Raw genomic sequence first — 25,973 nt, forward strand, 5'->3', positions numbered from 1 at the left:
GCTCAGAGGCTGTCGATGAATTCGAAAAGCTCGTCGTCGTCGGCGGATTCGAGATCCCCGGCGGCATCCACTCCGGGTGGGGAGAGTGGGCCGCGCTCGGTTCGATCGGCCGCGTCCTCGAGCTTGCGTAGTAGCGCGGATACCTTCTCGGCAAGGGCGGAGCGTTCCGACGAGGTCAGTTCGGCCGCGGCGAAACTTCGGGTGAGCGAGTCGACTTCGGCGGTCAGCGCCCGCGCGGCGGCGTCGGCGGGCACCAGCTCCCGGCGCAGGAACTCGGCCAGGGCCGCCGGGGTCGGGTGATCGAACATCGCGGTGGCCGACAGCTGCACTCCCGCGGCGGTTTTCAACCTGTTGCGGAATTCCATCACCCCGAGCGAGTCGAAACCGATGGCGCTGAACGGTTTATCCGGCTCCAAGGTCTCGGAGTCGGTGAGCCCGAGCACGGCTGCGGCGTGCACGCCGATCACGCCGAGCAGGACCCGCTTCTGCTCCTCGGGCGAACGACCGAGCAGGCGGGTGACCAGCGCTCCCGAATCGGCGGCGAGGTCCGGCGTCGCCGGGTCGGTGACCGGTCCGCGGCGCACCGCGGGCCGGGACAGTGCCCGCATGATCGGACGGACACCGGCCGGATCGCCGAGCGCGTCGCGATCGATGCGGACCGCGACCGAGGTCGGACGGCCGGTGGCCGTCGCCGCGTCGAACAGGTCCATGCCCTCGCGGGAATCCAGCGGTAGCAGGCCCTCTCGTCGCAGTCGTGCCAGATCGGCTTCGGTCAGATCGCCGGTCATACCGCTGCTCTGCTGCCACGGCCCCCATGCGATGGAGGTCGCGGGGAGTCCCTCGGCGCGCCGCTGGTGCGCGAGCGCGTCGAGGAAGGTGTTGGCGGCGGCGTAATTGGCCTGGCCCGCCGTGCCGAGAACCCCCGCGATCGAGGAATAGAGCACGAAGGCCGAGAGGTCCAGGCCCGCGGTGGCCTCGTGCAGATTCCACGCGGCGTCGACCTTGGGCCGCAGGACCCGCGCGATCTGCTCGTCGGTCATGGTGGCGAGCAGGCCGTCGGCCAGCACACCGGCCGCGTGCACGACCATCGTCAGCGGATGTTCGGCCGGGATCGTGGCGAGCAGCCGGTCGAGCGCCGCCCGATCCGCCGCGTCGCACGCGACGACGTCCACGTGCGCGCCGAGTGCGGTGAGTTCGGCGACCGTCTCCGCCGCACCGGGCGTCTCCGTGCCGCGGCGGCTCGCGAGCACGAGCCTGCGGGCACCGTGGGCGGTGATGAGGTGGCGGGCGGCCACCACACCCAAACCGCCGGTGCCGCCGGTGATCAGCACGGTTCCGTCGGCGCGCGGCGGTGCCGGGACAGTCAGCACGTTCTTGCCGACGCCCCGGGCCTGGCTGAGATAGCGGAAGGCCTCGGGGGCGCGCCGCAGATCCCATGCGGTGATCGGATACGGCCGCAGTTCGCCGCGGTCGAACAGTGACACGAGGGCGGTGAGGATCTCCCGCAGCCGCTCGGGTCCGGCTTCCATCAGCATGAAGCTGGAGTAGCGCACGCCGGGGTGCGTCGCGCCGACCTCGACCGGGTCGCGCCGGTCGATCATGCCCATCTCGACGAAGCGGCCGCCGCGGGGGAGCAGGCGCAGCGAGGCGTCCACGAATTCGCCCGCCAGCGAATCGAGCACGATGTCCACGCCCGCGCCGCCGGTGCGCTCCAGGAATTTCTGCTCGAAATCCAGGGTCCGGGAATCGGCGATATCCGCATCGTCGAAGCCCATGTCGCGCAGGACATTCCACTTGGGCTGGCTGGCCGTGGCCAGGACGCGGAGTCCCAGGTGCCGGGCGAGTTGTACCGCCGCCATGCCGACGCCGCCGGTCGCCGCGTGCAGCAGCAGCGTCTCACCGGGGCGGGCCTCGGCGAGGTCGACCAGACCGTAGTAGGCGGTCGCGTACACGATCGGGACGGCGGCGGCCTGTGCGAACGACCAGCCGCGCGGCATCGGCGCGAGCAGTCGCCGGTCCACCACGACCACCGAACCCATGCCGGGGGTGAAGCCGAAAACGCGATCGCCGACGGCGAATTCGGTGACATCGGCCGCGACCTCGAGCACGACGCCCGCGCCCTCGCCGCCGATGCGGCCGAGCGGGTCCGGATAGGTGCCCAAGGCCATGAGCACATCGCGGAAGTTCAGGCCGACGGCGCGCATGCTCACGCGGACCTGACCGGGTTCGAGAGCGGTTGTCGCGCTGGCAGTTTCGTCGACTCCGAAGTTCTCCGCGTCCAGGGTTCCCTTGTCGCGGAGGGTGAGCGCCCAGGCCGGACCTGCGGGGGTGGTCAGGGCGGCGGAGTCGCGGGTGACTCGCGGCACGTACACCGCGGATCCCCGCACAGCCAGCTGGTTTTCGCCGGTGATCGCCGCCGCCGATCGCACGGCCGCGCGATGGGAACGGTCCCCGGCGATGTCCACGAGCCTGATCCGGTCCGGGTACTCGGTCTGGGCAGTGCGCAGCAGGCCCCATACTGCGGCACTCGCCGGATCGATCTGCTCGCCGGGCTCGGCCGCGACCGCCAGGCGGGTGACCACCACGACGGGATCCTCACCATCCAGCAGTCGCCGCACTCGCGCGGCGACGCCGATGACCGTCTCGCGCACCACATCCGGGACGCTCGGCCCGGTCACCGAATCGATGGCGGCGACCACATGCCTGCGCCCGCCGATCGTGGCGATCTCGTAGTCCGCGTCGGGGAGGGTGTCGTCCCAGGCGACATCCACTGTGCCGCTGTCCGGTTGCGGCCGGGCCACCCAATCGACGTGGTAGCCGAGGCTGTCGCGCCGGGCCGCGGTGGGCGTGCCGGTCGCTATTGCACGCAGGGTCAGTGCCCCCACCTCACCGACGGGAGTGCCCGCCTGGTCGGTGAAGGTCAGGGCGATGCGCTGGCTGCCGGAGTCGGAAACCTTCGCGTGCACCCGGAGTGCGTTCGATCCGGTCGCACGCAGGTCGACGTGTTCCCAGGAGAACGGTACGGCGACCGAACCATTCGGCGATTCGGGAACCAGGCCGCCCAAAAGGATCGTGTGCAGCGCCGAATCCAGGAGGGCGGGATGCAGCCCGAACTCCCCGGCCTGGTCTCGGACCGAATCCGGCAGTGCGATCTCGGCGAACGCCTCACCGGGACGCGCCCACAACGACCGCACACCGCGGAAGGCCGGGCCGTATCGGTAGCCGCGTTCCGCCAGGGCCGCGTAGCCGTCCTCGACGGCGATCGCCACGGCGTCCGCGGGCGGCCAATCGTAAGAGCCACCCGGGGTCGCCGGTGCGAACTCGTCGGTGAGGGTCGCGGAGGCGTGGCGCACCCACTGCTCCTCGCCGTCGGTTCCGGTGCTCTCGATTCGTGAATAGATTTGTGCTGTAACACTGTTCGAGTCGCCGGGTGCGTCCGTCACCAGGCGCAGCTGTACCCCCGCATCGGCCGGTATCGGCAGCGGTGCCTCGATCACCAGCTCTGCCAGCCGCGGCCGCCCGATGACCGCACCGGCATGCAGCGAGAGCTCCGCCAGGGCGGCGCCGGGCAACAGGACCGTGCCCGCGATCGCGTGGTCCTCGAGCCAGGGCTGCGTGCTGCGCGAAAGCCTTCCGGTGAACACCACCTGCTCCGAGCCCGGCACCCGCACGATCGCGCCGAGCAGCGGATGGCCTGCCTCTTCCAGCCCCGAACGCCGGACATCATTCGCCACGACCGGCCGGGCCCAATAGCGCTGACGCTGGAATGCGTAGGTGGGCAGGGCGACTCGGACAGTAGGCCGATCCTGCCCCTGCGACCAGTCGACGGGAATGCCGGCCGCATCCACCCGCGCCAAGGCGGTGAGGAACGCGGTCGGCTCGTCCACCGAGCGCCGCGATGCCGCCACCGCAACCGATTTCGGCTCCACCTCGGGATGCTGCGCCAAACAGGCCGACGTCATGGCGGTGAGCACCGCATCCGGGCCGACCTCGACGAACTTCCGCACACCGCCGGCGATCAGGGTGTCCACGCCCGGCGCGAACCGCACACAGCCGCGCACCTGCGCCACCCAATACTCTGGGTCGAGGACCGCGTCGCCCGCCTCGACACCGGTGACGTTCGAGACGATCGGCAGCAGCGGTTGCCGGTAGGTCAGTCCTGCTGCGACAGTGCGGAATTCGTCCAGCATCGGATCCATGCGCGCCGAATGGAACGCGTGGCTGACCCGGAGCCGGCTGGTCCGGACACCGCGCTGGTCGAACAGTTGCTCGACCTCGCCGACGGCGTCCTCATCGCCCGAAAGCACCACGGCGGCAGGCCCGTTGATCGCGGCCACCGACAGGCGATCGGCGTAGTCGGCGACCACGGCTTCCGCTTGCTCCGCGGGGATGGCCACGGCGAGCATCGCACCGCCTTCGGGCAGTCCGCCCATCAACCGTCCGCGCGCCGCCACCAGCGCGCACGCATCCGGCAGTGACCACACGCCCGCGACATACGCCGCGGCGAGCTCACCGATGGAATGTCCGGCCACCACGTCCGGGACGACGCCGAACGACTCCAGCAGCCGGAACAGCGCCACTTCGAAGGCGAACAGCGCGGGCTGGGTGAATTCCGTTCGGTTCAGCCCGCCTTCGGGTGCGTCGAACATGACCGAGCGCAGCGAGCCGCCGAGACGTTCGTCGAATTCGGCGCACACCTCGTCGAGGGCGCTCGCGAAGACCGGGTAGTCGCGGTAGAGCCCGGCACCCATGCCGCGGCGCTGCGCACCCTGCCCGGTGAAGAGGAACGCCAGCCGTCCCGGCGTCGCCGTGCCGGCAATGGCGGTCGTGGTGGCCTGTCCGTCGGCGAGGGCCGCCAGTCCGGTGAGCAGTTCGTCACGATCGCGGCCGATGACACCGCCGCGCCAGTCCAGTCGCGCCCGGGTGCCGACCAGGGCGTCGGCGACATCTCGCGCGGCGAGTGCCGGGCGTTCGATCATCCACTGCCGCAACCGATCCGCCTGATCGCGCAGTGCCGCCTCGGACCGCCCCGAGATCATCAGGGCGGAGACGTTCGGATTCACCGGGGCGACAATGGGTTCGGCCGCAACCGTGGGCGGCTCCTCGAGAATGACGTGAGCGTTCGTCCCGCTGATGCCGAAGGACGAGACACCGGCGCGGCGCGGCCGGTCGCCACCCGGCCAGGGCTCGGCATCGGTGAGCACCCGCACGGCTCCGGCGGACCAATCCACATGCGGTGAAAGCTCTTCCGCGTGCAGGGTGCGCGGCAGCACGCGGTGGTGCATGGCCTGCACCATCTTGATGATGCCGCCGACGCCCGCGGCCGCCTGCGCATGCCCGATATTGGATTTGAGCGAGCCGATCCGCAAGGGTTCCCGGTCGCCGCGCGCCTGTCCGTAGGTGGCGATCAGCGCTTGCGCCTCGATCGGGTCGCCCAGGGTGGTTCCGGTGCCGTGCGCCTCGACGGCGTCCACGTCCGCGGGTGTCAGACCGGCGTCGGCCAGCGCCTCGGCGATCACCCGCTCCTGGGCCGGTCCATTGGGGGCGGTCAGGCCATTGCTGGCGCCGTCCTGATTGACCGCACTGCCCCGGATGACCGCGAGCACGGTGTGCCCGAGTCGCTGTGCGTCCGAGAGCCTTTCGACGACCAGCATGGCCGCGCCCTCCGACCAGGCCACGCCGTCGGCGGCCGCGGAGAACGACTTGCAGCGCCCGTCCGAGGCGAGACCGCGCTGCCGGGAGAAGTCGAGGAACACCGCGGGCGTGGCCATGACCGTGGCCCCGCCGACCAGGGCCAGCGAACTCTCGCCGTCCCGCAGCGCACGGCACGCCAGATGCAGCGCCACCAGCGAGGACGAGCACGCGGTATCCACTGTCAGCGCGGGGCCTTCCAGCCCCAGCGCGTACCCGATACGCCCCGACACCACGCTGCCCAGCGATCCGGTGAGCGCGTACCCCTCGACTTCCGGACCCGCGTTGCGAGTGAGCGATTCGTAGTCCTGGTACATCACGCCCGAATAGACACCGGTATCGCTGCCGCGCAACGAGTTCGGATCGATGCCAGCGTGTTCGAGGGCCTCCCAGGACACTTCGAGCAGCAACCGCTGCTGCGGATCCATGGCGACGGCCTCGCGGGGTCCGATTCCGAAGAAGCCCGCGTCGAACTCGGCTGCGCCGGTGATGAATCCGCCGCGACCCGAATATGTTGTGCCCGGATGATCGGGGTCCGGATTGATCAGCCGGTCCAGCTCCCAGCCGCGGTCGGCGGGGAAGTCGCTCGTGGCGTCCCTTCCCGCGAACACCAGATCCCATAGCGCGTCGGGGGATTCGGCACCGCCTGGGTAGCGGCAGGCCATGCCGACGATCGCGATGGGCTCATCGGTGCGCGCGGAGCTCGATGCCAGCGGCTTGGCAGCCGGTGTCGCCGTCGGCGCGACCCTCGACTGGACCAGCTTCGCCACCGCCGCGGGCGTCGGATAATCGAAGACCAGAGTGGACGGCAAGGACAGACCGGTCGCCTTGCCGAGCCGATTCCGCAACTCCACGCCGCCCAGTGAATCGAGGCCCAGTTCCCGGAACGGCGTCTCGGCATCGATCGAGTCACCGGAATCATGTCCGAGGACGGCGGCGACCTGCGTGCGGACCGTCTCCAGGGTCAGGTCGGCACTACGGTCCGACCCCGCCTCGGCCAGTCGCGCGGCCAATGTATCGACCGCCGTGCCAACGGATTTCACGACTTCGGCGGGGCGTCGTCCGAACCCTCGCAGTACCGAAGGCAGTGCGCGAGCATCGGATCGACGCAGCGCGGTGGCATCGAAGCGCAGCGGAACCAAGCGTGCCGCACGATGCGCGAGCGCGGCATCGAACAGGCGCAGTCCCTCCGCGCGTTCGATCTGCCCGAGCCCGAGGCGATCCCACCGTGCGACGGCGACGTGATCCAATTCGCCCGTCATTCCGCCCGCTTCGCCCCATGGTCCCCACGCTAGGGAGGTAGCGGTAAGCCCGGCGGACCGACGCCGCTCGGCCAGCGCATCCAGGAAGCTGTTCGCGGCGGCGTAGTTTCCCTGTCCGGCCGAACCGATCACTCCGGCAACGGAGGAGAACACCACGAACGCGGAGAGATCGATGCCCGCGGTCGCCTCGTGCAGATTCCACGCGCCCGCGACCTTCGGCGCCAAGACCCGATCGACCTGCTCGGCGGTCAGGGAGCCGATGGTGCCGTCGTCGAGGACACCCGCGGCGTGTATCACCGCACTGAGACCGGCGGTCTGCTCGGTATTGGTCAGACCTCTCACCAGTTGTCGTACCGATTCACGGTCGGCAACGTCGCAGGCGATGATCCGAGCCTGGGCCCCCAGAGCCGCCAATTCCTCGACCAGGGCCGCCGCATCGGGTGCATCGGGGCCGCGGCGGGAGGTCAGCGCCAGGTCCCGGACGCCGTATTCGGTGACGAGGTGTCGGGCGAACAGCGCACCCAATCCACCTGTGCCACCGGTGATCAGCACCGTACCGGCGCCGAACGGGGTGGCCTCGACGTCGGTGCTGACCGTCTCGGCGCGAACCAGTCGCGGCACGAGCACCTCGGAGCCGCGGATCGCGACCTGAGGCTCCTCCGTGCGCAATGCGGCGGCGAGCGTTTCGGCATCCAGCGGTGCCGCCGGGTCCTCGTCGACGAGGACGAAGCGATCCGGATTCTCCGTCTGCGCGGTGCGCACCACACCCCACACCGCCGATGCGACGGGATCGGGGGTTTCCTCGGCCACTCCCACCCCGCCGGTGGTGATGACGACCAGTCGGGCATTGGATCGGTCGCCACTCAGCCACGAATTCAGCTGGGCGAGTGTCTCGTTCACGGCCAGCCGAGTGGCCGAATGGATATCGGCCGGTTCGCCGCTCGGGATCTCCGGACGGTATTCCACAGCGGTCGGAATCAGCTCCGGGTCGCCGATGATCTCGCCACCCGCGCGCTCCCAGCGCACCCGATACAGGTCGGCCGTGTCCTCGGAGAGGCCCTCGAAGAATCGCCGCACGTCATACGGGCGCATGACCACGGCATCCACCGAAATGATCGGCTGGCCGGCGGAATCGATGGCGGCGACGGAGATGGTCTCCGGACCGGTTGCGACGGCGGCGACTCGAAGTGACGTCAGCCGTGCCGAACCGTCGGTCATCGGCCGGTGGAATCGTGCGCCGCCCCAGCGGAAGAGCAGCTTCCCGGAGGCAGGATCGTGGTCCTGTCCACGCCACAGCAACTCGGCGAGACCGGCATGCACGGTCATATCCACGAGCGTCGGGTGAAGACCGAAAGTGCTTGCGGCGCCGTCTACCTCCGTGCGCAGGGTGATCTCGGAGAAGACCGCGTCTCCCTGTCGCCATACGGCATGTACGCCGCCGAACGCCGGGCCGTATTCGAGCCCGGAGCCCTCGGTCATCAGGCTAGGAATACGCGCCGCGTCGAGCGCTTCCGCGTCGGCGGGCGGCCATGCCTGGCCGAGCAGCCGCAATGCGCCCGAGTCGACCGGATGTTCTTGTGCGAGTGCACCAGACGCGTTCAGCACCCAGGGGGCATCGGCCGATTTCCGGAAGTAGAAGTCGAAAGGCCGACGTCCGGACTCGGGGGCCCGGACAGTGACCTGGAGTTCGATCTCATCGTCGTCGGCGGGCACGATCGGAACCTGCAGCGTGAGCTCGTCGAGCACGTCGCAGCCGATCCGTTGGCCCGCGATGAGCAGGAATTCCACCAGGACCGCACTCGGCACGACCACAACACCATTTGCCGCATGGTCGTTGATCCACGGGTGTTCGCGCAGGGATAGTCGACCGGTGAACAACCACTCATCGGTGCCCGCGATACCGACGACATCGGTCAGGATCGGATGCCCCGATGTGCCGGACGTGGCGACGGGGCTAGGCCGCAGCCAGAACCGCTGATGCTGGAAGGCATAGGTCGGCAACGGGATTCGTCGCTCGGTAGCGGGCAGCAGGGGGCGCCAGTCGACCGGATCGCCGGTGACGTGGAGCTGTGCCAGCGCGGAGAGTAGCTGCGGTACTTGATCATTCGATCGTCGGGAGGTGGCCACGACCGCGGTCGACGCCTCGGTGGCCGGGTCGGTTGCCAGGCAGCGGTTGGTGGCCGCGCTGAGAATGGCATCCGGTCCGACTTCGACGAATCGCCGGACGCCGCTCGTGACCAGGGCCGCGACCGCGGGTGCGAAGCGGACGGTGTCGCGCACCTGCTGCACCCAGTAGTCGGGGGTGGCGATGGTCTCGCCCACGAGGTCCGGGGCGACGGTGGAAACGATCGGGATCCGGGGCGGGCTGTAGGTGAGGCTGTCCGCGATCGTGCGGAATTCCTCCAGCATCGGATCCAGTCGCGCCGAATGGAAAGCGTGGCTGACGCGCAGCCGGGTGGTCTGGATGCCCTCGGTAGCCAGATCCCGTTCGACGGCATCGATTGCGTCGGAGTCACCGGAAAGCACCGTCGCGGCCGGGCCATTGATCGCGGCGAGCGAGAGGCGCCCGTCGAATCCGGCGACGATGCCGTTCGCGCGGGCCTCGTCGACGGCGATGGCGAGCATCGCTCCGCCCTCGGGGAGTTCGCCCATCAACCGGCCTCGGGCCGCCACCAGTGCGCAGGCGTCGGGTAGCGACAGCACTCCGGCCACGTGGGCGGCCGACAGTTCGCCGATGGAGTGGCCCGCGAGGACATCCGGTGCCGTACCGAACGATTCCAACAGCCGGTACACCGCGACTTCGAAGGCGAACAGCGCCGGTTGCGTCCATTCGGTGCGATCGAGCACGCCGTTGGCATCGGTGAACATCACCTCGCGCAGTGATTGTCCGAGAAGCGGATCGAAGTGCGCGCACACCTCGTCCAGCGCGGTCGCGAAGGCGGGGAAGGCGTTGTAGAGGTCGGCGCCCATGCCGATTCGCTGGGCACCCTGTCCGGTGAACAGAAACGCGGTCTGGCCCGCGACGAGGTTTCCGGTGACGATGTCGGCGCCATCGCCCGCCTCGGCAAGGGTGTGCAACCGTTCGAGCAGCTCGTCGCGGTCGCGTCCGAACACCACGGCGCGCGAATCGAGTTGTGCCCGAGTCGAAGTCAGGGCAGCGGCCACCTCGGCGGCATCCAGCTGCGGACGTTCCGACAACCACGTCCGCAAGCGGGCGGCCTGCGCGCGCAGCGCCGCCTCGCCCTTACCCGAGATGACCAGCGGCATCGCGGTCTGGTTCGGGAGGGCTGAATCATCCTGCGGCACATCCGATGTCGCCGCTTCGACAGGCGCTTCCTCGAGAATCACATGGGCGTTCGTTCCGCTGATCCCGAACGACGACACCCCCGCCCGGCGCGGCCGATCCCCGCGCTCCCACGGTTCGGCCTCGGTCAGCAGCCGTACCGCGCCCGCGCTCCAATCCACATGGGGGGAAGGCGTTTCCGCGTGCAGGGTGCGCGGCAGTCGTCCGTACCGCATCGATTGGACGGTCTTGATCACACCTGCGACACCGGCGGCGGCGACCGTATGGCCGATATTCGATTTGAGCGAACCGATCCGGAGGGGTTCCCGGTCGCCGCGATCCTGTCCGTAGACCGCGATCAGCGCCTGCGCCTCGATCGGATCGCCGAGTCGCGTGCCGGTGCCGTGCGCCTCGACGGCATCCACATCGGCCGCCGCGATTCCGGCGTCGGCGAGGGCCTGCTCGATCACACGTTGCTGCGAGGGACCGTTGGGCGCGGTGAGACCGTTGCTCGCACCGTCCTGGTTGACCGCGCTACCACGCACTACCGCAAGGACATTGTGTCCGAGTCGGCGGGCGTCGGAGAGCCGCTCCAGAACGAGGACACCCGATCCTTCGGACCAGCCCACACCGTCGGCGGCGGCGGAGAATGCCTTGCAGCGGCCGTCGCGCGACAGCCCGCGCTGCCGGGAGAAGTCGACATACAGGTCGGGCGTCGCGGCGATGGTCACGCCTCCGGCGATCACCAGCGAGCTCTCGCCCCGGCGCAGGGCCTGGCACGCCGAGTGCAGCGCCACCAGCGACGAGGAGCACGCGGTGTCCACCGTCACCGCGGGGCCCTCCAGGCCGAGGACGTAGGCGAGCCGCCCCGAGATGACGCTGTGCGAGGTGCCGGTCAGCCGGAAGCCCTCCAGCTCGCCGGTGACAAGGCCGGAATAGCCCGACGCGCAGGCTCCCACGAAGACGCCGGTGTCACTGCCGCGCAGCGTGGTCGGGTCGATCCCGGCGTCTTCGAGGGCTTCCCACGCGGTTTCGAGGAACACCCGCTGCTGCGGGTCCATCGCGAGGGCCTCGCGCGGGCTGATCCCGAAGAAGGCAGGATCGAAATCGCCTGCGTCGCTGAGGAATCCACCTCTGCGCGTGTAAACGGTGCCCGCCTTGTCGGCGTCGGGATCGTAGAGGCGATCGAGATCCCAGCCGCGATCGGTGGGAAAGTCGCCGATCGCGTCGCGTTCCGCCGCGACCAGCTCCCACAGCTCCTCGGCGGACGAGATACCGCCCGGGAACCGCGCACCCATACCGACGATCGCGATCGGCTCGTCCGTCGAGGTGCGCCGGGTGACCCGGCCGCGCTTCTCACCGGCCGCGGTGACGCGTGATCTCAGCAGGTCGGCCACCGCGGCGGCCGTGGGGTGATCGAAGATGAGCGAGGGCGGCAATTCCACACCCGTCGCGAGGGTCAGGCGCTTCTGCAGTTCCACGCCGCTGAGCGAGTCGAACCCGAGATCGGTGAACGGCAGGTCGTCGCGAATGGACCCGGCCGATTCGTATCCGAGCACCGCGGCGGCCTGCTCCCGGACCACGGCGAGAACCGCTGCGCGGCGCTGGAATTCGGGCATCGCTTGCAGGTGGTTCCCCAGCGCGCTGGGCGATACCGGGGGAGACTGGACGGACTCGAGATCCGCGGAGTGCTCCCGGCGGCGAAATGCGTACGGCGGCAGGTCTACCCGGACACCTGTCGCAGGGGCCGTCGAATCCACCGGTTGTCCGGTGCGGTCCGAGCCGCCGCCGTGCTCGGCGAGCGTTCCCAGCTCGTCCAGCAGCTGCTCGCGGCTCGATACGGAAAAGGTTGCTCGCCAAGGCATGTGGGCGCGGGCGGTGAGCAGTGAATACGCGATGTCGGCAAGGGAGAATTCCGGGTGGCGCACCAGCCAGTCACGCAGCCGACTCGCCTGCGCGCGAAGACCGTCCGCAGCGCGCGCGGAGAGCACGATCGGCACCTCGTCGAGGTCATCTGGCCCAACGGTGGTCGCGATGTCCGCGATCGGAGCCTCATCGAGGATCAGGTGAACGTTCGAACCACCCATGCCGAACGCGGAGACACCCGCCCGCCGGATCGTGTTCGCAGCCCACTGCTCGGGTTCGCTGACCACACGCAAGCGCAGATCATCCAGGGGAATCGCCGGATTGGGCCGCTCGAAGTTGAGACTGGCCACGAGTTCGCGATGCCGCAGACACAAGGCGGTCTTGATGAGGCCGATGATCCCGGCCGCGCCCTCGAGATGGCCGACATTCGTCTTGACCGACCCCACCGCCAGCGGTGAATTCCGATCCGAGCCGTAGGTCGCGCCGAGCGCGGCGGCCTCGATCGGATCGCCCGCCGGGGTTCCCGTGCCGTGCAATTCGACGTACTGCACGGAATCGGCGGGCACATCGGCCGCCTCTAGCGCGAAGCGAATCGCATCGACCTGGGCGTCGCGGCTCGGCGCACTCAACACCCGCCGCTCATTGCCGGTGGTAACCGCGCTGCCGCGGATCACGGCGTGAATCCGGTCGCCGTCCTCGATCGCCCGGGCCAGCGGCTTCAGCACGATCACGCCGCCGCCCTCGCCGCGCACGAATCCGTCCGCGCGCGAGTCGAAGGTGAAGCACCGCCCCTGCGCCGAATGCGCGCCGAACTGTTCGATCCGTTCACCACTGGTCGGCGAGAGGATCAGATTGACGCCACCGGCCAGCGCGATATCGGTCTCGCCCGCCCGCAGGCTCTCGCATGCCAGATGCACCGCGACCAGCGAGGATGCCTGAGCGCTGTCGACCAGGAGGCTCGGGCCGGTGAAGCCGAAATAGTTGGAGACCCGGTTGGCGATGATGCCGCGCGTCGCACCCCACAGCGAGTGGCGCGTAATGCCGGGCCCCTCGGCTGCCGTGACGAGTTCGGCGAAGTCACCGCCGGTACAGCCGAGAAATACCCCGCCCCGGCGCGATTCGCGTGCCGCCTCGGCCAGCCCCGCGTCCTCGAGGGCTTCCCAGCTCAGCTCCAATGCGAGCAATTGCTGCGGATCGATCGAGCGGGCCTCATTGGGGGCGATGCCGAAGAACTCCGCGTCGAAATCGCTCACCGTATCGAGGAAACTCGCGCGCTCGCTGAGATTCGCGCGCGCCGCCGGGGCGGCGCCGACGGTATCGCGTCCCTCGGCGAGCAGCCGCCAGAATTCGTCGAGATCAGCAACCCCCGGCAGCCGGCACGCCATTCCTACGACAGCTACGGGGAAATCTGATCGAGTCACCACTCGAGAACCTTCCTCACGACGAGCACGCACCTGCGCGCGTCGACGCCGCGCGGGTGTGAAATGTGTACTACACGAAGAGCTTTAGAGATTTTTCGAGGTTGCCCGACCGGGCGGGAGGCTTAAGCAGCCGGGATCGTGGTGACGCCGGACGTGCGGGCATTCCGCTGGGAAATGCACGGCGGTGGCAATGTCAGACATGAAGTCTCCTCGGTAACGCGGATCCCCCCGAGAAGTGGTGTGCGGGATCGCATCCCGCGAGATTGCTACGAACCGATGCCCCACAACGGTTCGCGCACAACGACATTCGAATCCGGTCCGGTGCGGCTCAGCGATATCACGCCGCGCCGCATGGCGAATGACAACCTCGACCGGCCGATCAACACTTGCACCTCACCCTGCCTTGCTGCGCCCGACCTGCCTGTCGGGCCGTCCATCGAGCCCACGCTGGACGTAACCTAAACGACTACTAGCCGGTAGCTTACCTGGGGGTAGATACGGACGCTGGGGAACTTTTGTGCAGTATTCCATTTCGACTTGCTATTGATTTGCAGCAGGCCATCACCTATTGTGCCGCCGCATCGGCCGTTGTAGCCCAAGGTAATTGGCCCAGACAGTCCTGCTAGTGGCAGCAATGCTCGTCGGGGTGATCGGTCGTCGGAATGCGGCAGAAACATGAGGCTTGGATCGTCACATCCGCCACAGCGGTAGCCAGTTTCAACTGTTGTGCGATGATCGCGGCCGCCTCGGTTTTATTCAGCCGCAGCAGGCATTCGTGGTAGCCGTGCAGGGCCCACACATTGCCCGGATGCTGGCAGGCGCGGGGCAGCGTGTGATCCAGGCCCAGGTCGGCGCGGTAGACGGCCTCGGCTTCGGCGATCCGGCCCTGCTCCAGCAGCAGTGCGCCCAGGGCGTGGCGGGCCGGTTGCATCCAGCCCCAGGGCTCGTCGTAGGGCAGCGTGTCATCGAGTTCGACGGAATGGCGCAGGGCTTCGAATGCCTTGTCGTAATCGCCTTTTCGATAGAGCAGTTCGCCGTCCAGCATGGCGGCGGCGATGGCGAGGATATCTCGGCAGGTGTTGTTGAACAGGGTTCTGGACTCGGGCACCCGTGCCACGGCGGCGTGGAACAGTTCTCGCTCGCGCTGCGCCTCGTCGATCCGGCCGGTGGCGGAATAGGCGACACCCTTGCCGTAGTGCAGCAACGCGGTCGTCACGCAGTACAACTCAGGATCCTTCGGCAGTTCCAGGGCGATGATCTCGTCCCAGCGGCCGAAGCGGATGAGCACGTGGACCCGCATGCCCACGAAGCTCTCCAGCCAATCGGCCATGGGCGGGGACGGCATCCGGAGCAGTTCCTCGGAGAGGGAATCCTCCAGCTGCGCAGCGGTTTCCAGCGCGGTCGCGAACTGTCCCAGGAACATCGCGCCGTAGATCTTGAAGTGGTAGTTGTGCGCCCGGTAGAGCGTGTAGAAATTGAGCGCGCCCGCGTGCCGCACGAACTTCTCGTCCGCGGCGATGGCGGCGGAGTTGGCGGCCACCACGCTGCGGTAGTCGCCGCACAGCACATCCAGATGCGAGGGCATGTGCCGCAGATGCCCGGCGTCGGGCACCAGATCGCGCAGCCGATCCGCCACTGTCAGAGCCGATTCCGGGGTCGGGGACATCTCCATCAGATGGATGTAGAGGTGCAGGATGCCCGGGTGTGCGCGTCCCGCCTCGCCGCGCAGCGCCCGGTCCAGCACCGCCTTGGCCTCCAGCGTGAACGCCCCGGCCGCGGGTTCGCCGGTGCGCTGGTCCCACAGGGCCCAGGGGCTCAGGTTCATCAGCGCGTCGGCGTACAGCGCGGCGACGTCGAGATCGTCCGGGAATCGCTGGTAGGCGGTGCGCATCGCATCGGCGTAGTCCCGGTTCCAGCTCTCCTGATCGCCCTCGGCGGCGGCCCGCGGATATCGGGCGCGGAGGGCCTCGGCGAGCGCGCGTTCGACCGGTGTAGCGGCGGCGGTCAGGGCGAGGGCCCGCCGCGCCGCTTCGTGGGCGGCGACCACCGTGGTGGCGAGTTCCTCCTCGTCGAAGAACTCCCACGGCTTGTTGTAGTTGGGTCCCAGCGCGAAGGCCAGGCCCCAGTAGGCGAGCCCGCAGTCCGGATCCGCCTCCAGCGCCCGCCGGAAACAGTGCACGGCCTCCTCGTGGTTGAAGGCGTAGGTCCAGATCAGCCCCCGATCGAACCACAGCCGGGCCTCGGGCGAGGAGGTCGTGACGGTCCTCGAATATGCGCCGAGATCGAAGTAGTCCGTACTCATTCCATGATCGTGCCACCTGCCGGAATAAGGTGGCGGGTATGACGAGCAACCCGTTCTTCGAGCGCAGCGCGCTGCCCTATGAGCTGCCGCCGTTCGCGGAGATCAGCGAAGAGCACTATCTGCCCGCCTTCGAGCGGGGGATGGCGGAGCAGCTGGCCGAGATCGCCGCGATCGACGCGCTGGACGAGGCCCCGACCTTCGCGAATACCATTGCGGCGCTGGAGCGGTCGGGTGAAATTCTGACACGGGTCTCGCTGGTGTTCTTCAACCTGGTGTCCTCGGACACGAACGAGCGGATCCAGGAGATCGAGGCGGAGGTCTCGCCGCGGCTGGCCGCGCACTCGGATGCCATTCATCTGGATCCGGTGCTGTTCGGGCGGATCGACGCGCTGTACGAGCGCCGGGCCGAACTCGGGTTGGATGCCGAGCAGACGCGGCTGCTCGAGCGTTACCACCTGCGCTTCGTGCGTGCCGGTGCGCGGCTGGACGCGGCGCAGCAGGCTCGGTTGCGCGAGCTCAATGCGGAACTCGCCACGGCGTCAACGGAATTCGGTCAGGAAAATCTGACGGCCACGAACGCGGCGACCCTGATCCTCGACAGCGAGGACGAACTCGCCGGGCTCACTCCGGCGGCGGTGACCGCGGCGGCGGAGAACGCCGCAGCCCTCGGACATCCCGGCAAGTGGGCGCTGAGCCTGCAGAACGTCTCCAACCAGCCCGTATTGGCCGAACTGGAAAACCGGGCGGTGCGGGAACGGATGATGGCGGCGTCGCTGGGGCGCGGGTTCGGCGCGAACGGCGACAATGCCGCCCTCGGCGCTCGGATGACCGCGCTGCGCGCCGAACGGGCGGAGCTGCTGGGCTATTCGGATCACGCCTCCTACGCGGTGGCCGATCAGACCGCGAAAACCGTTGAGGCGGTGGAGGATATGCTCGCTCGCCTGGTGCCGCCCGCGGTCGCCAATGCCGAGCGGGAGGCGGCCGAGCTCACCGCCGCCCTGCGTGCCTCGGATCCGGAGGCCGAACTGCGGTCCTGGGATTGGCAATTCTGGTCGGAAAAGCTGCGGGCCGAACAGTTCTCGGTGGACGGCGAGGTGCTGCGCCCGTACCTCGAATTGGAGCGGGTGCTGTGGGACGGCGTATTCCACGCGGCCGGACTGGTTTACGGGCTCACCTTCCGCGAGCGCACGGATCTGACCGGCTATCACCCGGAGGTGCGGGTCTTCGAGGTGTTCGACGCCGACGGCAGCGCGCTGGGCCTGTTCCTCGGCGACTTCTTCAAGCGTCCGTCCAAGCGCGGTGGGGCGTGGATGAACTCGCTGGTCCGCCAGTCGAAACTGCTGGGGCAGCGGCCCGTCGTGGTGAACAACCTCAATATCGTGAAACCGGCCGAGGGCGAACCGGCCCTGCTGACCTGGGACAATGTCCGCACCCTCTTCCACGAGTTCGGGCACGCGCTGCACGGGCTGTTCTCGGATGTGGTGTACCCGTTCTTCTCCGGCACCGCCGTGCCGCGCGACTTCGTGGAATTCCCGTCCCAGGTCAACGAGATGTGGATGGCGCGTCCGGAAGTGCTCGCCAACTACGCCCGTCACATCGAGACCGGCGAGCCGATGCCCGCCGAACTGGTCGAGCGCATGGTCGCGGCGGAACAGTTCGGTGAGGGTTTCCGCACGGTCGAATATCTCGCGGCGGCATTGCTGGACTGGGCCTGGCATCGTCGCACCCGCGCCGAGGCGGAGGCCGACACCGATGCCGAGGCGTTCGAGGACGAAGCGCTGCGCAAGGCCGGTGTCGCCCTGGCCGCCATCCCGCCGCGGTATCGGACCGGCTATTTCGCGCACATCTTTGCGGGCGGTTATGCGGCCGGGTACTACTCCTACATCTGGAGCGAGGTGCTCGACGCCGATACCGTGCAATGGTTCGACGAGGGTGAGGAGTCGATCCGCGCCAAGGGCGACCGGTTCCGCGGCGAACTGCTCTCGCGCGGCGGGTCGGTCGACCCGATGGAAGCCTTCGCCGCCTTCCGCGGACGCGCGCCGGAGATCGAGCCGCTGTTGGCCCGCCGGGGGTTGAGCAGCTGATTTGATTGGGGCGCAGTGGATTTCCGGCTGAGATAAGGTAGATCTCCGGAAATCCGTCGGGAGGGGTGCGAATGATGGGCGTAGAGCGATCCAAGGGACACCGGACGTTTCGCGGGGTGTTGCGGCGATTCGCCACTGTCGCGGCGGCGGCCGCGCTGGTGTCGGGGGTGGGAGCGGCACAAGCCACGGTCGGCACCGGTCCGGCCGCGGCCGCACCCTCGGGCGGATATCAGGAACTGTGGGTGCCCTCCAGCATGGGGCCGATCAAGGTGCAGGTGCAGTGGGCCGCCCGCGGCGGCAGCTCGGCCCTGTACCTGCTCGACGGATTGCGCGCTCCAGGCGACCACAGCCAGTGGACCTCCGACACCGACGCCCTGCGCCAATTCGTCGGCGACGACGTCACTCTGGTGTTCCCGGTCGGCGGCCACTCCAGCTTCTACACCGACTGGCTGCGCCCCAGCAGCACCAACGGCCAGACCGTCACCTACCGCTGGGAAACCTTCCTCACCGAGGAACTCCCCAACTTCCTTGCCGGATACGGCGTCTCGCGCACCAACAACGCCATCGTCGGCCCCTCCATGGGCGGCAACGCCGCCCTCACCCTGGCCGCCCACCACCGCGACCAATTTCGCTTCGCCGGTTCCTTCTCCGGCTACGTGAACCCCACCTTCCCGCTGTGGAACGAGGGCATGCGCGCCGCCATGCGCGACGAGGGCAACTTCAACCTCGACGACATGTGGGGCCCCATCACCAACCCCGCCTGGACCCGCAACGACGCCACCGTCCAAGCCGAACTCCTGCGCGGCCTCCCCATGTACATCTGGAGCGGCAACGGCGTCCCCACCACCGCCGACCTCTCCAACACCGTAGGCAACACGGTCAACGCCATGGCCCTCGAAGCCATGACCCAAACCGCCACCCAAATCCTCCGAACCCGCCTGGCCACCTTGGGAATCCCCGCCCGAGTGGACATCGGCCCCGGCACCCACACCTGGCCCTACTGGCAAGAGGCCCTCCGCACCGCCCGCCCCCTGATCCTCGACGCCCTCGCCGCCCACTGACCCGGACCCCACGACAACGAAGCCGCAGGTAATCCCTGCGGCTTCGCCTCGTCTACGTCATCGTCCGAAATCCGTTCCGGTTCACGGTCACTCCCCGAGGCGTGAACCCAGGATCTCGCTACGCGGGGTTGTAATCGCAGTCGATGTAAATCTCATCGGCATCGGCCGAGACGAGAACATAGCCCGGGATGATCGGACAAGACCAGTTACCCGCTTCACCCGCCGCATGCCCCGCACACGCCTCACCCGGCGTCTTGACGTGCTCATCCCCGGTAACCGGGTCATACAGGCAAACCTGGTCGGGCACATCGGCAACCGCCGGAGCGGCTGCGGGAACCGCGAAACCCGCGACGCCCGCGATGGCCACCAGCAACAGAGCGGCCCGGTTCCGCACCGTGAACTTCATGAAGTACTCCTCAATTGATCGTTTGGGCGCAAGCACACTAGCCCGACCACCCACCAAAGGCGACTGGACGTTCGACCGGGTCCAGCGGTAACGATCTTGTAGATGTTTGCGAGTGGTTTGCCGAATGGAGGGTTAGGGTCGGTAGGTTCTCGGCTCGAGGAGGTCCCTAGCGATGACGCCTACTGCCGAGAAGGTTGAGATTGCTGACGGGGGGCATGAGGTTGTGCGGGGGCCGGTGGTGGCGCGGGCGCAGTGGGCCTGGCGAGTAAGGCCCTCGTCGGTGACGTTGAAGTTGGTTATGGCTGTTACGGGGGTTGTTTTCGCCCTGTTCGTGCTGGTGCACATGATCGGCAATTTGAAGGTGTATCTGGGGGCCGAGCATTTCGACGAGTATGCGCATTGGCTGCGGACGTTGTTCGAGCCGTTCTTGCCCTATGAGGGCATGTTGTGGATTTTCCGGGTGGTGCTGGCGAGTTGCCTGATCGCGCATGTCGGGTCGGCGGTGCTGTTGACGGGGCGGGCGCATCGGGCGCGGGGGCGGTTTCGGCGCAAGGGGCTCGGGCTGCGGTCGTTCACGGCTCGGACCATGCTGGTGAGCGGGCTGGTGTTGTTGCTGTTCATCATTTTTCACATCCTCGACCTGACGGTGGGGGCGCGGCCGTTCGCGAGTGACTCGTTCGAGGATGCGACCCGGACCACCAGCTATGCCTACGACAATCTGATCGCCAGCTTCGAGCGGCCCGCGGTGGGTGCGTTCTATCTGCTGGCCATGGCGGTGCTCGGCGCGCATCTGATGCACGGGCTGTGGACCGCGGTCAATGACCTGGGCATCACCGGGCAGCGGTTGCGGCAGGTGTGCGTGGCGATCGGCGGGGTGCTGGCGCTGGCGGTGATGGTCGGCAATATGACGATTCCGATCGCGGTGTGGACAGGGGTGGTGTCATGACGATCGATCCGCTGGCCGGGCTGCGCACGATCGGAACGCCGATATCCGGTGGCGTCCCCGAGGGCGATCCGGCCGACGCCTGGCAGCGCCGGTGCCTGGACTACAAGCTCGTCAGCCCGCTGAACCGGCGCAAGTTCACCGTGATCGTGGTCGGCACCGGGCTGGCCGGGGCGGGTTGCGCGGCCGCGCTGGGCGAACTCGGTTACCACGTCGAGAGTTTCACCTTCCACGACGCACCGCGCCGCGCGCACAGCGTCGCCGCGCAGGGCGGCATCAATGCCGCCCGCGCCCGCAAGGTCGACAACGACAGCATCGAACGCTTCGTCAAGGACACCGTGAAGGGCGGCGATTTCCGTGCCCGCGAGGCGGATTGCTTCCGCCTGGCGCGGGAGTCGACGCGTGTGATCGACCACATGAACGCCATCGGCGCGCCCTTCGCCCGCGAATACGGCGGCAGCCTGGCAACCAGATCCTTTGGCGGCGTTCAGGTTTCGCGCACCTACTACACGCGCGGGCAGACCGGGCAGCAGCTGCAGGTCGCCGCCAGCCAAGCCCTGCTGCGCCAGGTGCACGCGGGCACGGTGAACCTGCACACCCGCAGCGAGATGCTCGACCTCATCGTCGAAGACGGCCGCGCCCAGGGCATCATCACCCGCGACCTGGTCACCGGCGAGGTCACCGCCACCACCGGCCACGCCGTGGTGCTGGCGACCGGCGGCTACGGCAATGTCTTCTACAAGTCCACGCTGGCACGCAATTCCAACGCCACCGCGACCTGGCGCGCGCATATGCGCGGCGCGCTGTTCGCCTCGCCCGCCTTCATCCAATTCCATCCGACCGCCCTGCCGGTGAACTCGGAATGGCAGTCCAAGACCATCCTGATGAGCGAGTCGCTGCGCAACGACGGCCGCATCTGGGTCCCCAAACGCGCCGGTGATGACCGCGACCCCAATACGATTCCCGACAGCGAGCGCGACTACTACCTCGAACGGATGTACCCGTCGTACGGGAACCTGTCCCCGCGCGACGTCTCCTCGCGGGCCGCGCGCACCCAGATCGACTCCGGTCACGGCGTCGGCCCGCTGAAAAACAGTGTGTACCTTGACTTCCGGGACGCACTGGCCCGCCTGGGCCGAGACACCATCGCCGAACGCTACGGCAACCTCTTCTCGATGTACCGCGACGCCACCGGCGAGGACCCCTACCTCACGCCCATGCGGATCGCACCCGGCGCGCACTTCTCGATGGGCGGCCTCTGGGCCGACTTCGACCAGATGACCTCCGTCCCCGGCCTTTTCGTGGCGGGCGAGGCGGGCTGGGGCTACCACGGCGCGAATCGCCTGGGCGCGAACTCCCTGCTCTCGGCCTGCGTCGACGGCTGGTTCACGCTGCCCTACACGGTGCCGAACTACCTGGCCGGTCTGCTGGGCACCACACCGCTCGCGGCCGACGCTCCCGCAGTGACCACGACGCTGAGCGAGGTGAGCGGCCGCGTCGAATCCCTGCTCGCGATCGGCGGCAACCAAGGCCCCGACCGCTTCCACCGCAGGCTCGGCGAGCTGCTGTACGCCGGTTGCGGTGTCTCCCGCTCCGCGCAGGGACTGGCGGACACCATCGGCGCGATCGACAAGCTGACCGCCGAGTTCTGGACCGACCTCCGGGTCGCCGGCACCGGCGAACAACTCAACCAGGAACTCGAAAAGGCCGGGCGGGTAGCCGATTTCCTGGGCCTGGCCCGGCTCATGTGCATCGACGCACTCGACCGCGACGAGTCCTGCGGCGCGCATTTCCGCGTCGAGCACCAGACTCCCGACGGTGAGGCCCAGCGCGACGACGCGGACTGGGCGTTCGTCTCCGCCTGGGAGTACCGCCCCGAGGGCCCGCAGGTGCGCCACGACGAACCGCTGACGTTCTCCACTGTCCCGCTACAGACGAGGAACTACAAATGAGGCTGACGCTGGAGATCTGGCGGCAGGCCGAGACTTCCGCGGCCGGGGGCTACCAGGAATACGTCGTCGAGGATGCCGCCCCGGAGATGTCGCTGCTCGAATTGCTCGATCGGCTCAACGACCAACTGGTCGCCGAGGGGCGCGACCCGGTCGCCTTCGACTCCGACTGCCGCGAGGGCGTCTGCGGCTCATGCGGAATCACCGTCGACGGCCGCCCGCACGGCCCTGTCGCCAACACCCCGTCGTGCCGTCAGCACGTGCGGTCGTTCACCGACGGCGCGCGCATCCGCATCGAACCCCTGCGCTCGGCCGCCTACCCGGTGATCCGCGACCTGGTCGTCGACCGCTCCGCCCTGGACCGCCTGATCAAGGCGGGCGGCCACATCGCCGTCGACGCCGGCACCGCCGCCGACGCCGACACCGAACCCCTCCCGCACGACGACGCCGAGTACGCCCTGGATTTCGCGGCCTGCATCGGCTGCGGCGCCTGCGTCGCCGCCTGCCCTAACGGCGCGGCCCACCTGTACGCGGGAGCCAAACTCCTGCATCTGGGCACCGTGACCCGCGGCCGCCAGGAACGCGGCCGCCGCGCCCGCAACCTGATCGGGCAGATGGAAGAGGAATTCGGCCCCTGCTCCAGCTACGGCGAATGCTCCCAGGTCTGCCCCGAGAGCATCCCCCTCACCGCCGTGGCCGCGGTCAACCGCGAGGTGGTGTGGGCCCGCCTGCGCGGCCCCAAGAACTGAACCCCGTGGGCTAGCGCTAGGCGGGCAGGGCATACGGGTACTTGTAGTCGCAGTCGCCGCGCCAGCCGCAGTCATTGGCGACGGCCTGCCAGGTGTGTGCCCCGACGACGCCGTCAGCGGTCAGCCCCGCCGCGCGCTGAAAGTTGATGACTGCGGATTTGGTCTGGGCGCCGAATCTGCCGTCGACAGTGAGGTTTCCATTGCCGTAATTGAAACGGAGGAACGATTGGAGCGCGGCCACGCATTGGGCCTGATTGGCGACGCCCGTTCTCAGGGGCGGGCGGAAGACCAGGCATTCGTTGATCGAGGAAGCGTGGGTGGGATTCGCCTGCGCCGGGGCGGCGAGAACGCCGGTGGCGGCGGCGAAGGCGATCGCGCCCGCGGCGATCAGACGGGTCAGGCCGGTACGGCGGTGTGTGGTCATGGTGTCCTCCAAGAGTGGTGTCCGCCAGCGGTTTCGGAGGAAACCGCCGGATAGGAGGACGGTAGGAACGCCCGCCAACGATCCGGCAAGGAAACGCTCCCGGTTCAGCCGAGCGGCCGCCGGACCTGCAGGGTCATCGATCCGATGCGGAGCCGGTCGCCCGTCGTCAGCCGGACCGGACCGCGGATGCGGGTGTCGTTGACGTAGACGCCATTGGCGGAATCGAGGTCCTCGATGCGCAATTCGTCGCCGTCGGGTGCGAGCCGCGCGTGGTATCGGCTGGTCTTGGCGTCCGCGAGCCGGACGTCATTGTCGATGCTGCGGCCGATGGTCAGCGGGCCCCGCACCTCGAACCGTCGCCCGTCATCGACGTAGAGCAGATAGTGGCCCAGCGTCTCGAGCAGCGTCGGATCCTCGCCGCCGACGCCGGGGCGCAGTCGAATCCGAGGCTCGTGCCGTACCGGTTCACCCCGCAGTATCCGCTGTTCGAGCTCCGCGAGCCGGGCGCCGGGATCCATCCCGGACTCGCGCAGCGCCCGCCGCAGCGTGCGGCACGCGTCCAAGGCTTCGGCGTGCCGTTCCGACAGATAGAGCGCGGTGATCAACTGCAGCCACAACGATTCTCGCAGGGGATGCCGGGCGGCCAGCACCCGCAGTTCGCCGAGGATCTCGCTTGCCCGCCCAGCGGCGAGATCCAGATCCAGCCGCGCCTCCACGACCTGCCTGCGTTCCTCGCTGACATGCACGATGAACGCATCGGTGAAGCTCGATTCGGGCAGCCCGTCGAGCGCGTCGCCACTCCACTGCGCCAGCGCGAGCCGGAACTGCGCTGCCGCATCGTCGTGGTCGCCGCGGTGATACGCCGCGAGCGCCCGTGCGCGGGCCTGCTCGAAGCGCCCCAGATCGCACTGCTCGTCGGCGATGTCGAGGCAGTAGTGCCCGTCGTCGTCGGTGCGCAGGATCGAGGTGGCGGCCGCGCCCGCCGCGCTCAAGGCCGCCCGCGCCTCCGCGATCCGATTGTGCAGGTTGGACCGATAGCTCGGCGGCGGATCCCCATCCCAGACGGTCTGCGCCAAACGCTTGGGGGACATGGTGTTCCGCCGGTTCACCGTCAGCACCGCGAGCAGGGTGCGGGTGAGCGGCCCGCCGGTCGGCAGCGGCTGCCCGCCGAGATACCAGCGCACCGGTCCCAGCAGGCGGATGTCGACGCCATCGTTCATGGTGCCGCAGGTACAGGGACGCACCGGCCGTCGTACTGCTGGTCCGCACCGCGAAACACCGGCCACCGCATGGATATCCGCTGGGTTTGCGGGCCGTACGCGCCGTCCACGGTCGCGCCGGTCTCCGCCTGCCGATGCTTCACCGCGCCGACCGTGGCCACGTCGTAGGCGCCGGTCACATCGAGCGGAATGTTGTGGCACATGGTCAGCGCGCGTTGCAGCACCGTCACCGGTTCGCCGCGGTCGGAGCTGGTGAGCTTGCAGTTGCGATCGTCGTGGCCCTCGGTGCCGCTGGGCAATTCGACGTACAGGCCCTCGCCGACCGGGATCCGGACGGTCCAGTAGCAGTGGCGGGTGACCGCCGCGGGCGCGGTCGGCCCGTTCGGCCGCGGTGACCCGCTCGACGCGGGTGGGTCACCGGAGCGCAGAGCGGTCGTGCCGAGCAGGGCCGCGACACCGGCCAGCAACACGCCGGAGGCGATCGCGATCGCTCGAATCCGGGTCCGCCGCAGCATGTTCCACCAGCGAGCCGGAATCCCGCCGCCGGTATCGTCGCGCACCGCTGCCTCGACCGCCTGCGCGAACTCCTGACAACTCTGATACCGCTGATCCGGCTCGGTCGCCATGGCCCGCGTGATCACCGCATCGAGTGCCGGTGGCGGTCCCCGCCGCTCCCGCACCGTCTCGGCCGCGGGGGAGGAGTCCGGCGCCGTGCTCCCCGTATAGGCCGCCCGCCCACCCGGATTCGCCCCGGTGAGCAAGGCCAGCAGCGTCGCGCCCAGGGAATAGACATCGGCCCGATGATCCACCGCCCCGCCGGTCAGCACCTCCGGCGCGGCGTATGCGGGCGTGCAGTCCCGCCACTCCGAATCCGTCACGGTCGCACCGTCGTTCACCGATCGCGCCAACCCGAAATCCACCACCAGCACCCGCCCGTCATCGGCGACGAGCAGATTCGACGGCTTCACATCCCGATGCAGCAGGCCGTTGTCGTGCGCGTGCTGCAATCCCCGCGCCGCCTCGCACACGATCCGCGCGGCCCGCTCCACCCCGAGCCCGGACCTCGGCGGCCGGATCAGCTCCCCGGCATCGGTGCCCGCCACATACTGCATGGCGATCCACAGCACATCGTCCTCGACACCACGGTTGTACACCGACACCACATTCGGATGATCGAGCCGGCAGACCAGATCGGCCTCCCGTCGAAACAGGCTGCGATACCGCGGATTCCCGCTCAACCTGGCATCGAGCACCTTCAAGGCGACCTGCCGCGGCAGCTCCGGATCCTCGGCGAGATACACCGCGCCCATCC

General features: G+C 68.7%; 11 protein-coding genes. 5 read left to right on the top strand and 6 right to left on the bottom strand.

Translation table 11 applies throughout. The annotated features are described in order from the left end of the window. Positions 1-2: 2 nt before the first annotated feature. Positions 3-13,523, bottom strand: a complete 13,521-nt coding sequence (locus tag ACAM49_RS07760) for an SDR family NAD(P)-dependent oxidoreductase (RefSeq protein WP_369634763.1) — start codon at positions 13,521-13,523, stop codon at positions 3-5. A 622-nt stretch (positions 13,524-14,145) separates the two neighbouring features. Continuing rightward, entirely contained in the window at positions 14,146-15,825 is a 1,680-nt protein-coding gene (locus ACAM49_RS07765; protein ID WP_369634764.1) for a tetratricopeptide repeat protein, read from the bottom strand. 38 nt (positions 15,826-15,863) lie between these two features. Here ACAM49_RS07765 and ACAM49_RS07770 point away from each other — a divergent pair, with 38 nt between their 5' ends. Together ACAM49_RS07770 and ACAM49_RS07775 are read left to right on the top strand one after the other, a co-directional pair. Beyond that, positions 15,864-17,909, top strand: a complete 2,046-nt coding sequence (locus ACAM49_RS07770) for a M3 family metallopeptidase (protein WP_369634765.1) — start codon at positions 15,864-15,866, stop codon at positions 17,907-17,909. 74 nt (positions 17,910-17,983) lie between these two features. Next, the gene (locus ACAM49_RS07775; protein ID WP_369634766.1) at positions 17,984-18,970 is read left to right on the top strand and encodes an alpha/beta hydrolase; all 987 of its coding nucleotides are present in this window, start codon (positions 17,984-17,986) and stop codon (positions 18,968-18,970) included. A gap of 118 nt (positions 18,971-19,088) precedes the next feature. On the opposite strand, the gene ACAM49_RS07780 is transcribed toward ACAM49_RS07775, so the two are convergent. Further along, a complete protein-coding gene (locus tag ACAM49_RS07780; protein WP_369634767.1) occupies positions 19,089-19,376 on the bottom strand; it encodes a hypothetical protein in 288 nt (95 codons plus the stop codon). A 172-nt stretch (positions 19,377-19,548) separates the two neighbouring features. On the opposite strand from ACAM49_RS07780, the gene ACAM49_RS07785 reads away from it, so the two are divergent. The 3 genes from ACAM49_RS07785 to ACAM49_RS07795 are packed head-to-tail and all read left to right on the top strand — an operon-like array spanning position 19,549 to position 23,017. After that, on the top strand, positions 19,549-20,322 hold the full coding sequence (locus tag ACAM49_RS07785) for a succinate dehydrogenase cytochrome b subunit (RefSeq protein WP_369634768.1): 774 nt from the start codon (positions 19,549-19,551) through the stop codon (positions 20,320-20,322). Beyond that, positions 20,319-22,271 carry a fumarate reductase/succinate dehydrogenase flavoprotein subunit gene (locus ACAM49_RS07790; protein WP_369634769.1) on the top strand — a complete coding sequence of 651 codons (1,953 nt, stop codon included), beginning with the start codon at positions 20,319-20,321 and terminating at the stop codon, positions 22,269-22,271. Before ACAM49_RS07785 ends, ACAM49_RS07790 begins: the two co-directional genes overlap by 4 nt. Beyond that, positions 22,268-23,017 carry a succinate dehydrogenase/fumarate reductase iron-sulfur subunit gene (locus ACAM49_RS07795; protein ID WP_369634770.1) on the top strand — a complete coding sequence of 250 codons (750 nt, stop codon included), beginning with the start codon at positions 22,268-22,270 and terminating at the stop codon, positions 23,015-23,017. Before ACAM49_RS07790 ends, ACAM49_RS07795 begins: the two co-directional genes overlap by 4 nt. Positions 23,018-23,033: 16 nt before the next feature. On the opposite strand, the gene ACAM49_RS07800 is transcribed toward ACAM49_RS07795, so the two are convergent. From ACAM49_RS07800 to ACAM49_RS07810, 3 genes are all read right to left on the bottom strand, one after another. Next, positions 23,034-23,441, bottom strand: a complete 408-nt coding sequence (locus ACAM49_RS07800; protein WP_369634771.1) for a peptidoglycan-binding protein — start codon at positions 23,439-23,441, stop codon at positions 23,034-23,036. Between the two features lie 104 nt (positions 23,442-23,545). After that, positions 23,546-24,661: a BTAD domain-containing putative transcriptional regulator gene (locus ACAM49_RS07805; protein WP_369634772.1), complete on the bottom strand. Its 1,116-nt coding sequence runs from the start codon at positions 24,659-24,661 to the stop codon at positions 23,546-23,548. Next, a partial coding sequence (locus ACAM49_RS07810; RefSeq protein ID WP_369634773.1) for a protein kinase occupies positions 24,658-25,973 on the bottom strand: 1,316 nt, incomplete at its 5' end. The genes ACAM49_RS07810 and ACAM49_RS07805, both read right to left, overlap by 4 nt.

The organism is Nocardia sp. JMUB6875, from assembly GCF_041154655.1.
Taxonomy (GTDB): Bacteria; Actinomycetota; Actinomycetes; order Mycobacteriales; family Mycobacteriaceae; genus Nocardia.

Excerpts from the sequence above, each read along its gene's own strand:
- ACAM49_RS07785 (WP_369634768.1), top strand. The coding sequence starts at position 19,549 with ATGACGCCTACTGCCGAGAAGGTTGAGATTGCTGACGGGGGGCATGAG.
- ACAM49_RS07780 (WP_369634767.1), bottom strand. The coding sequence starts at position 19,376 with ATGAAGTTCACGGTGCGGAACCGGGCCGCTCTGTTGCTGGTGGCCATC.
- ACAM49_RS07795 (WP_369634770.1), top strand. The coding sequence starts at position 22,268 with ATGAGGCTGACGCTGGAGATCTGGCGGCAGGCCGAGACTTCCGCGGCC.
- ACAM49_RS07765 (WP_369634764.1), bottom strand. The coding sequence starts at position 15,825 with ATGAGTACGGACTACTTCGATCTCGGCGCATATTCGAGGACCGTCACG.
- ACAM49_RS07800 (WP_369634771.1), bottom strand. The coding sequence starts at position 23,441 with ATGACCACACACCGCCGTACCGGCCTGACCCGTCTGATCGCCGCGGGC.
- ACAM49_RS07775 (WP_369634766.1), top strand. The coding sequence starts at position 17,984 with ATGGGCGTAGAGCGATCCAAGGGACACCGGACGTTTCGCGGGGTGTTG.
- ACAM49_RS07770 (WP_369634765.1), top strand. The coding sequence starts at position 15,864 with ATGACGAGCAACCCGTTCTTCGAGCGCAGCGCGCTGCCCTATGAGCTG.
- ACAM49_RS07790 (WP_369634769.1), top strand. The coding sequence starts at position 20,319 with ATGACGATCGATCCGCTGGCCGGGCTGCGCACGATCGGAACGCCGATA.
- ACAM49_RS07805 (WP_369634772.1), bottom strand. The coding sequence starts at position 24,661 with ATGAACGATGGCGTCGACATCCGCCTGCTGGGACCGGTGCGCTGGTAT.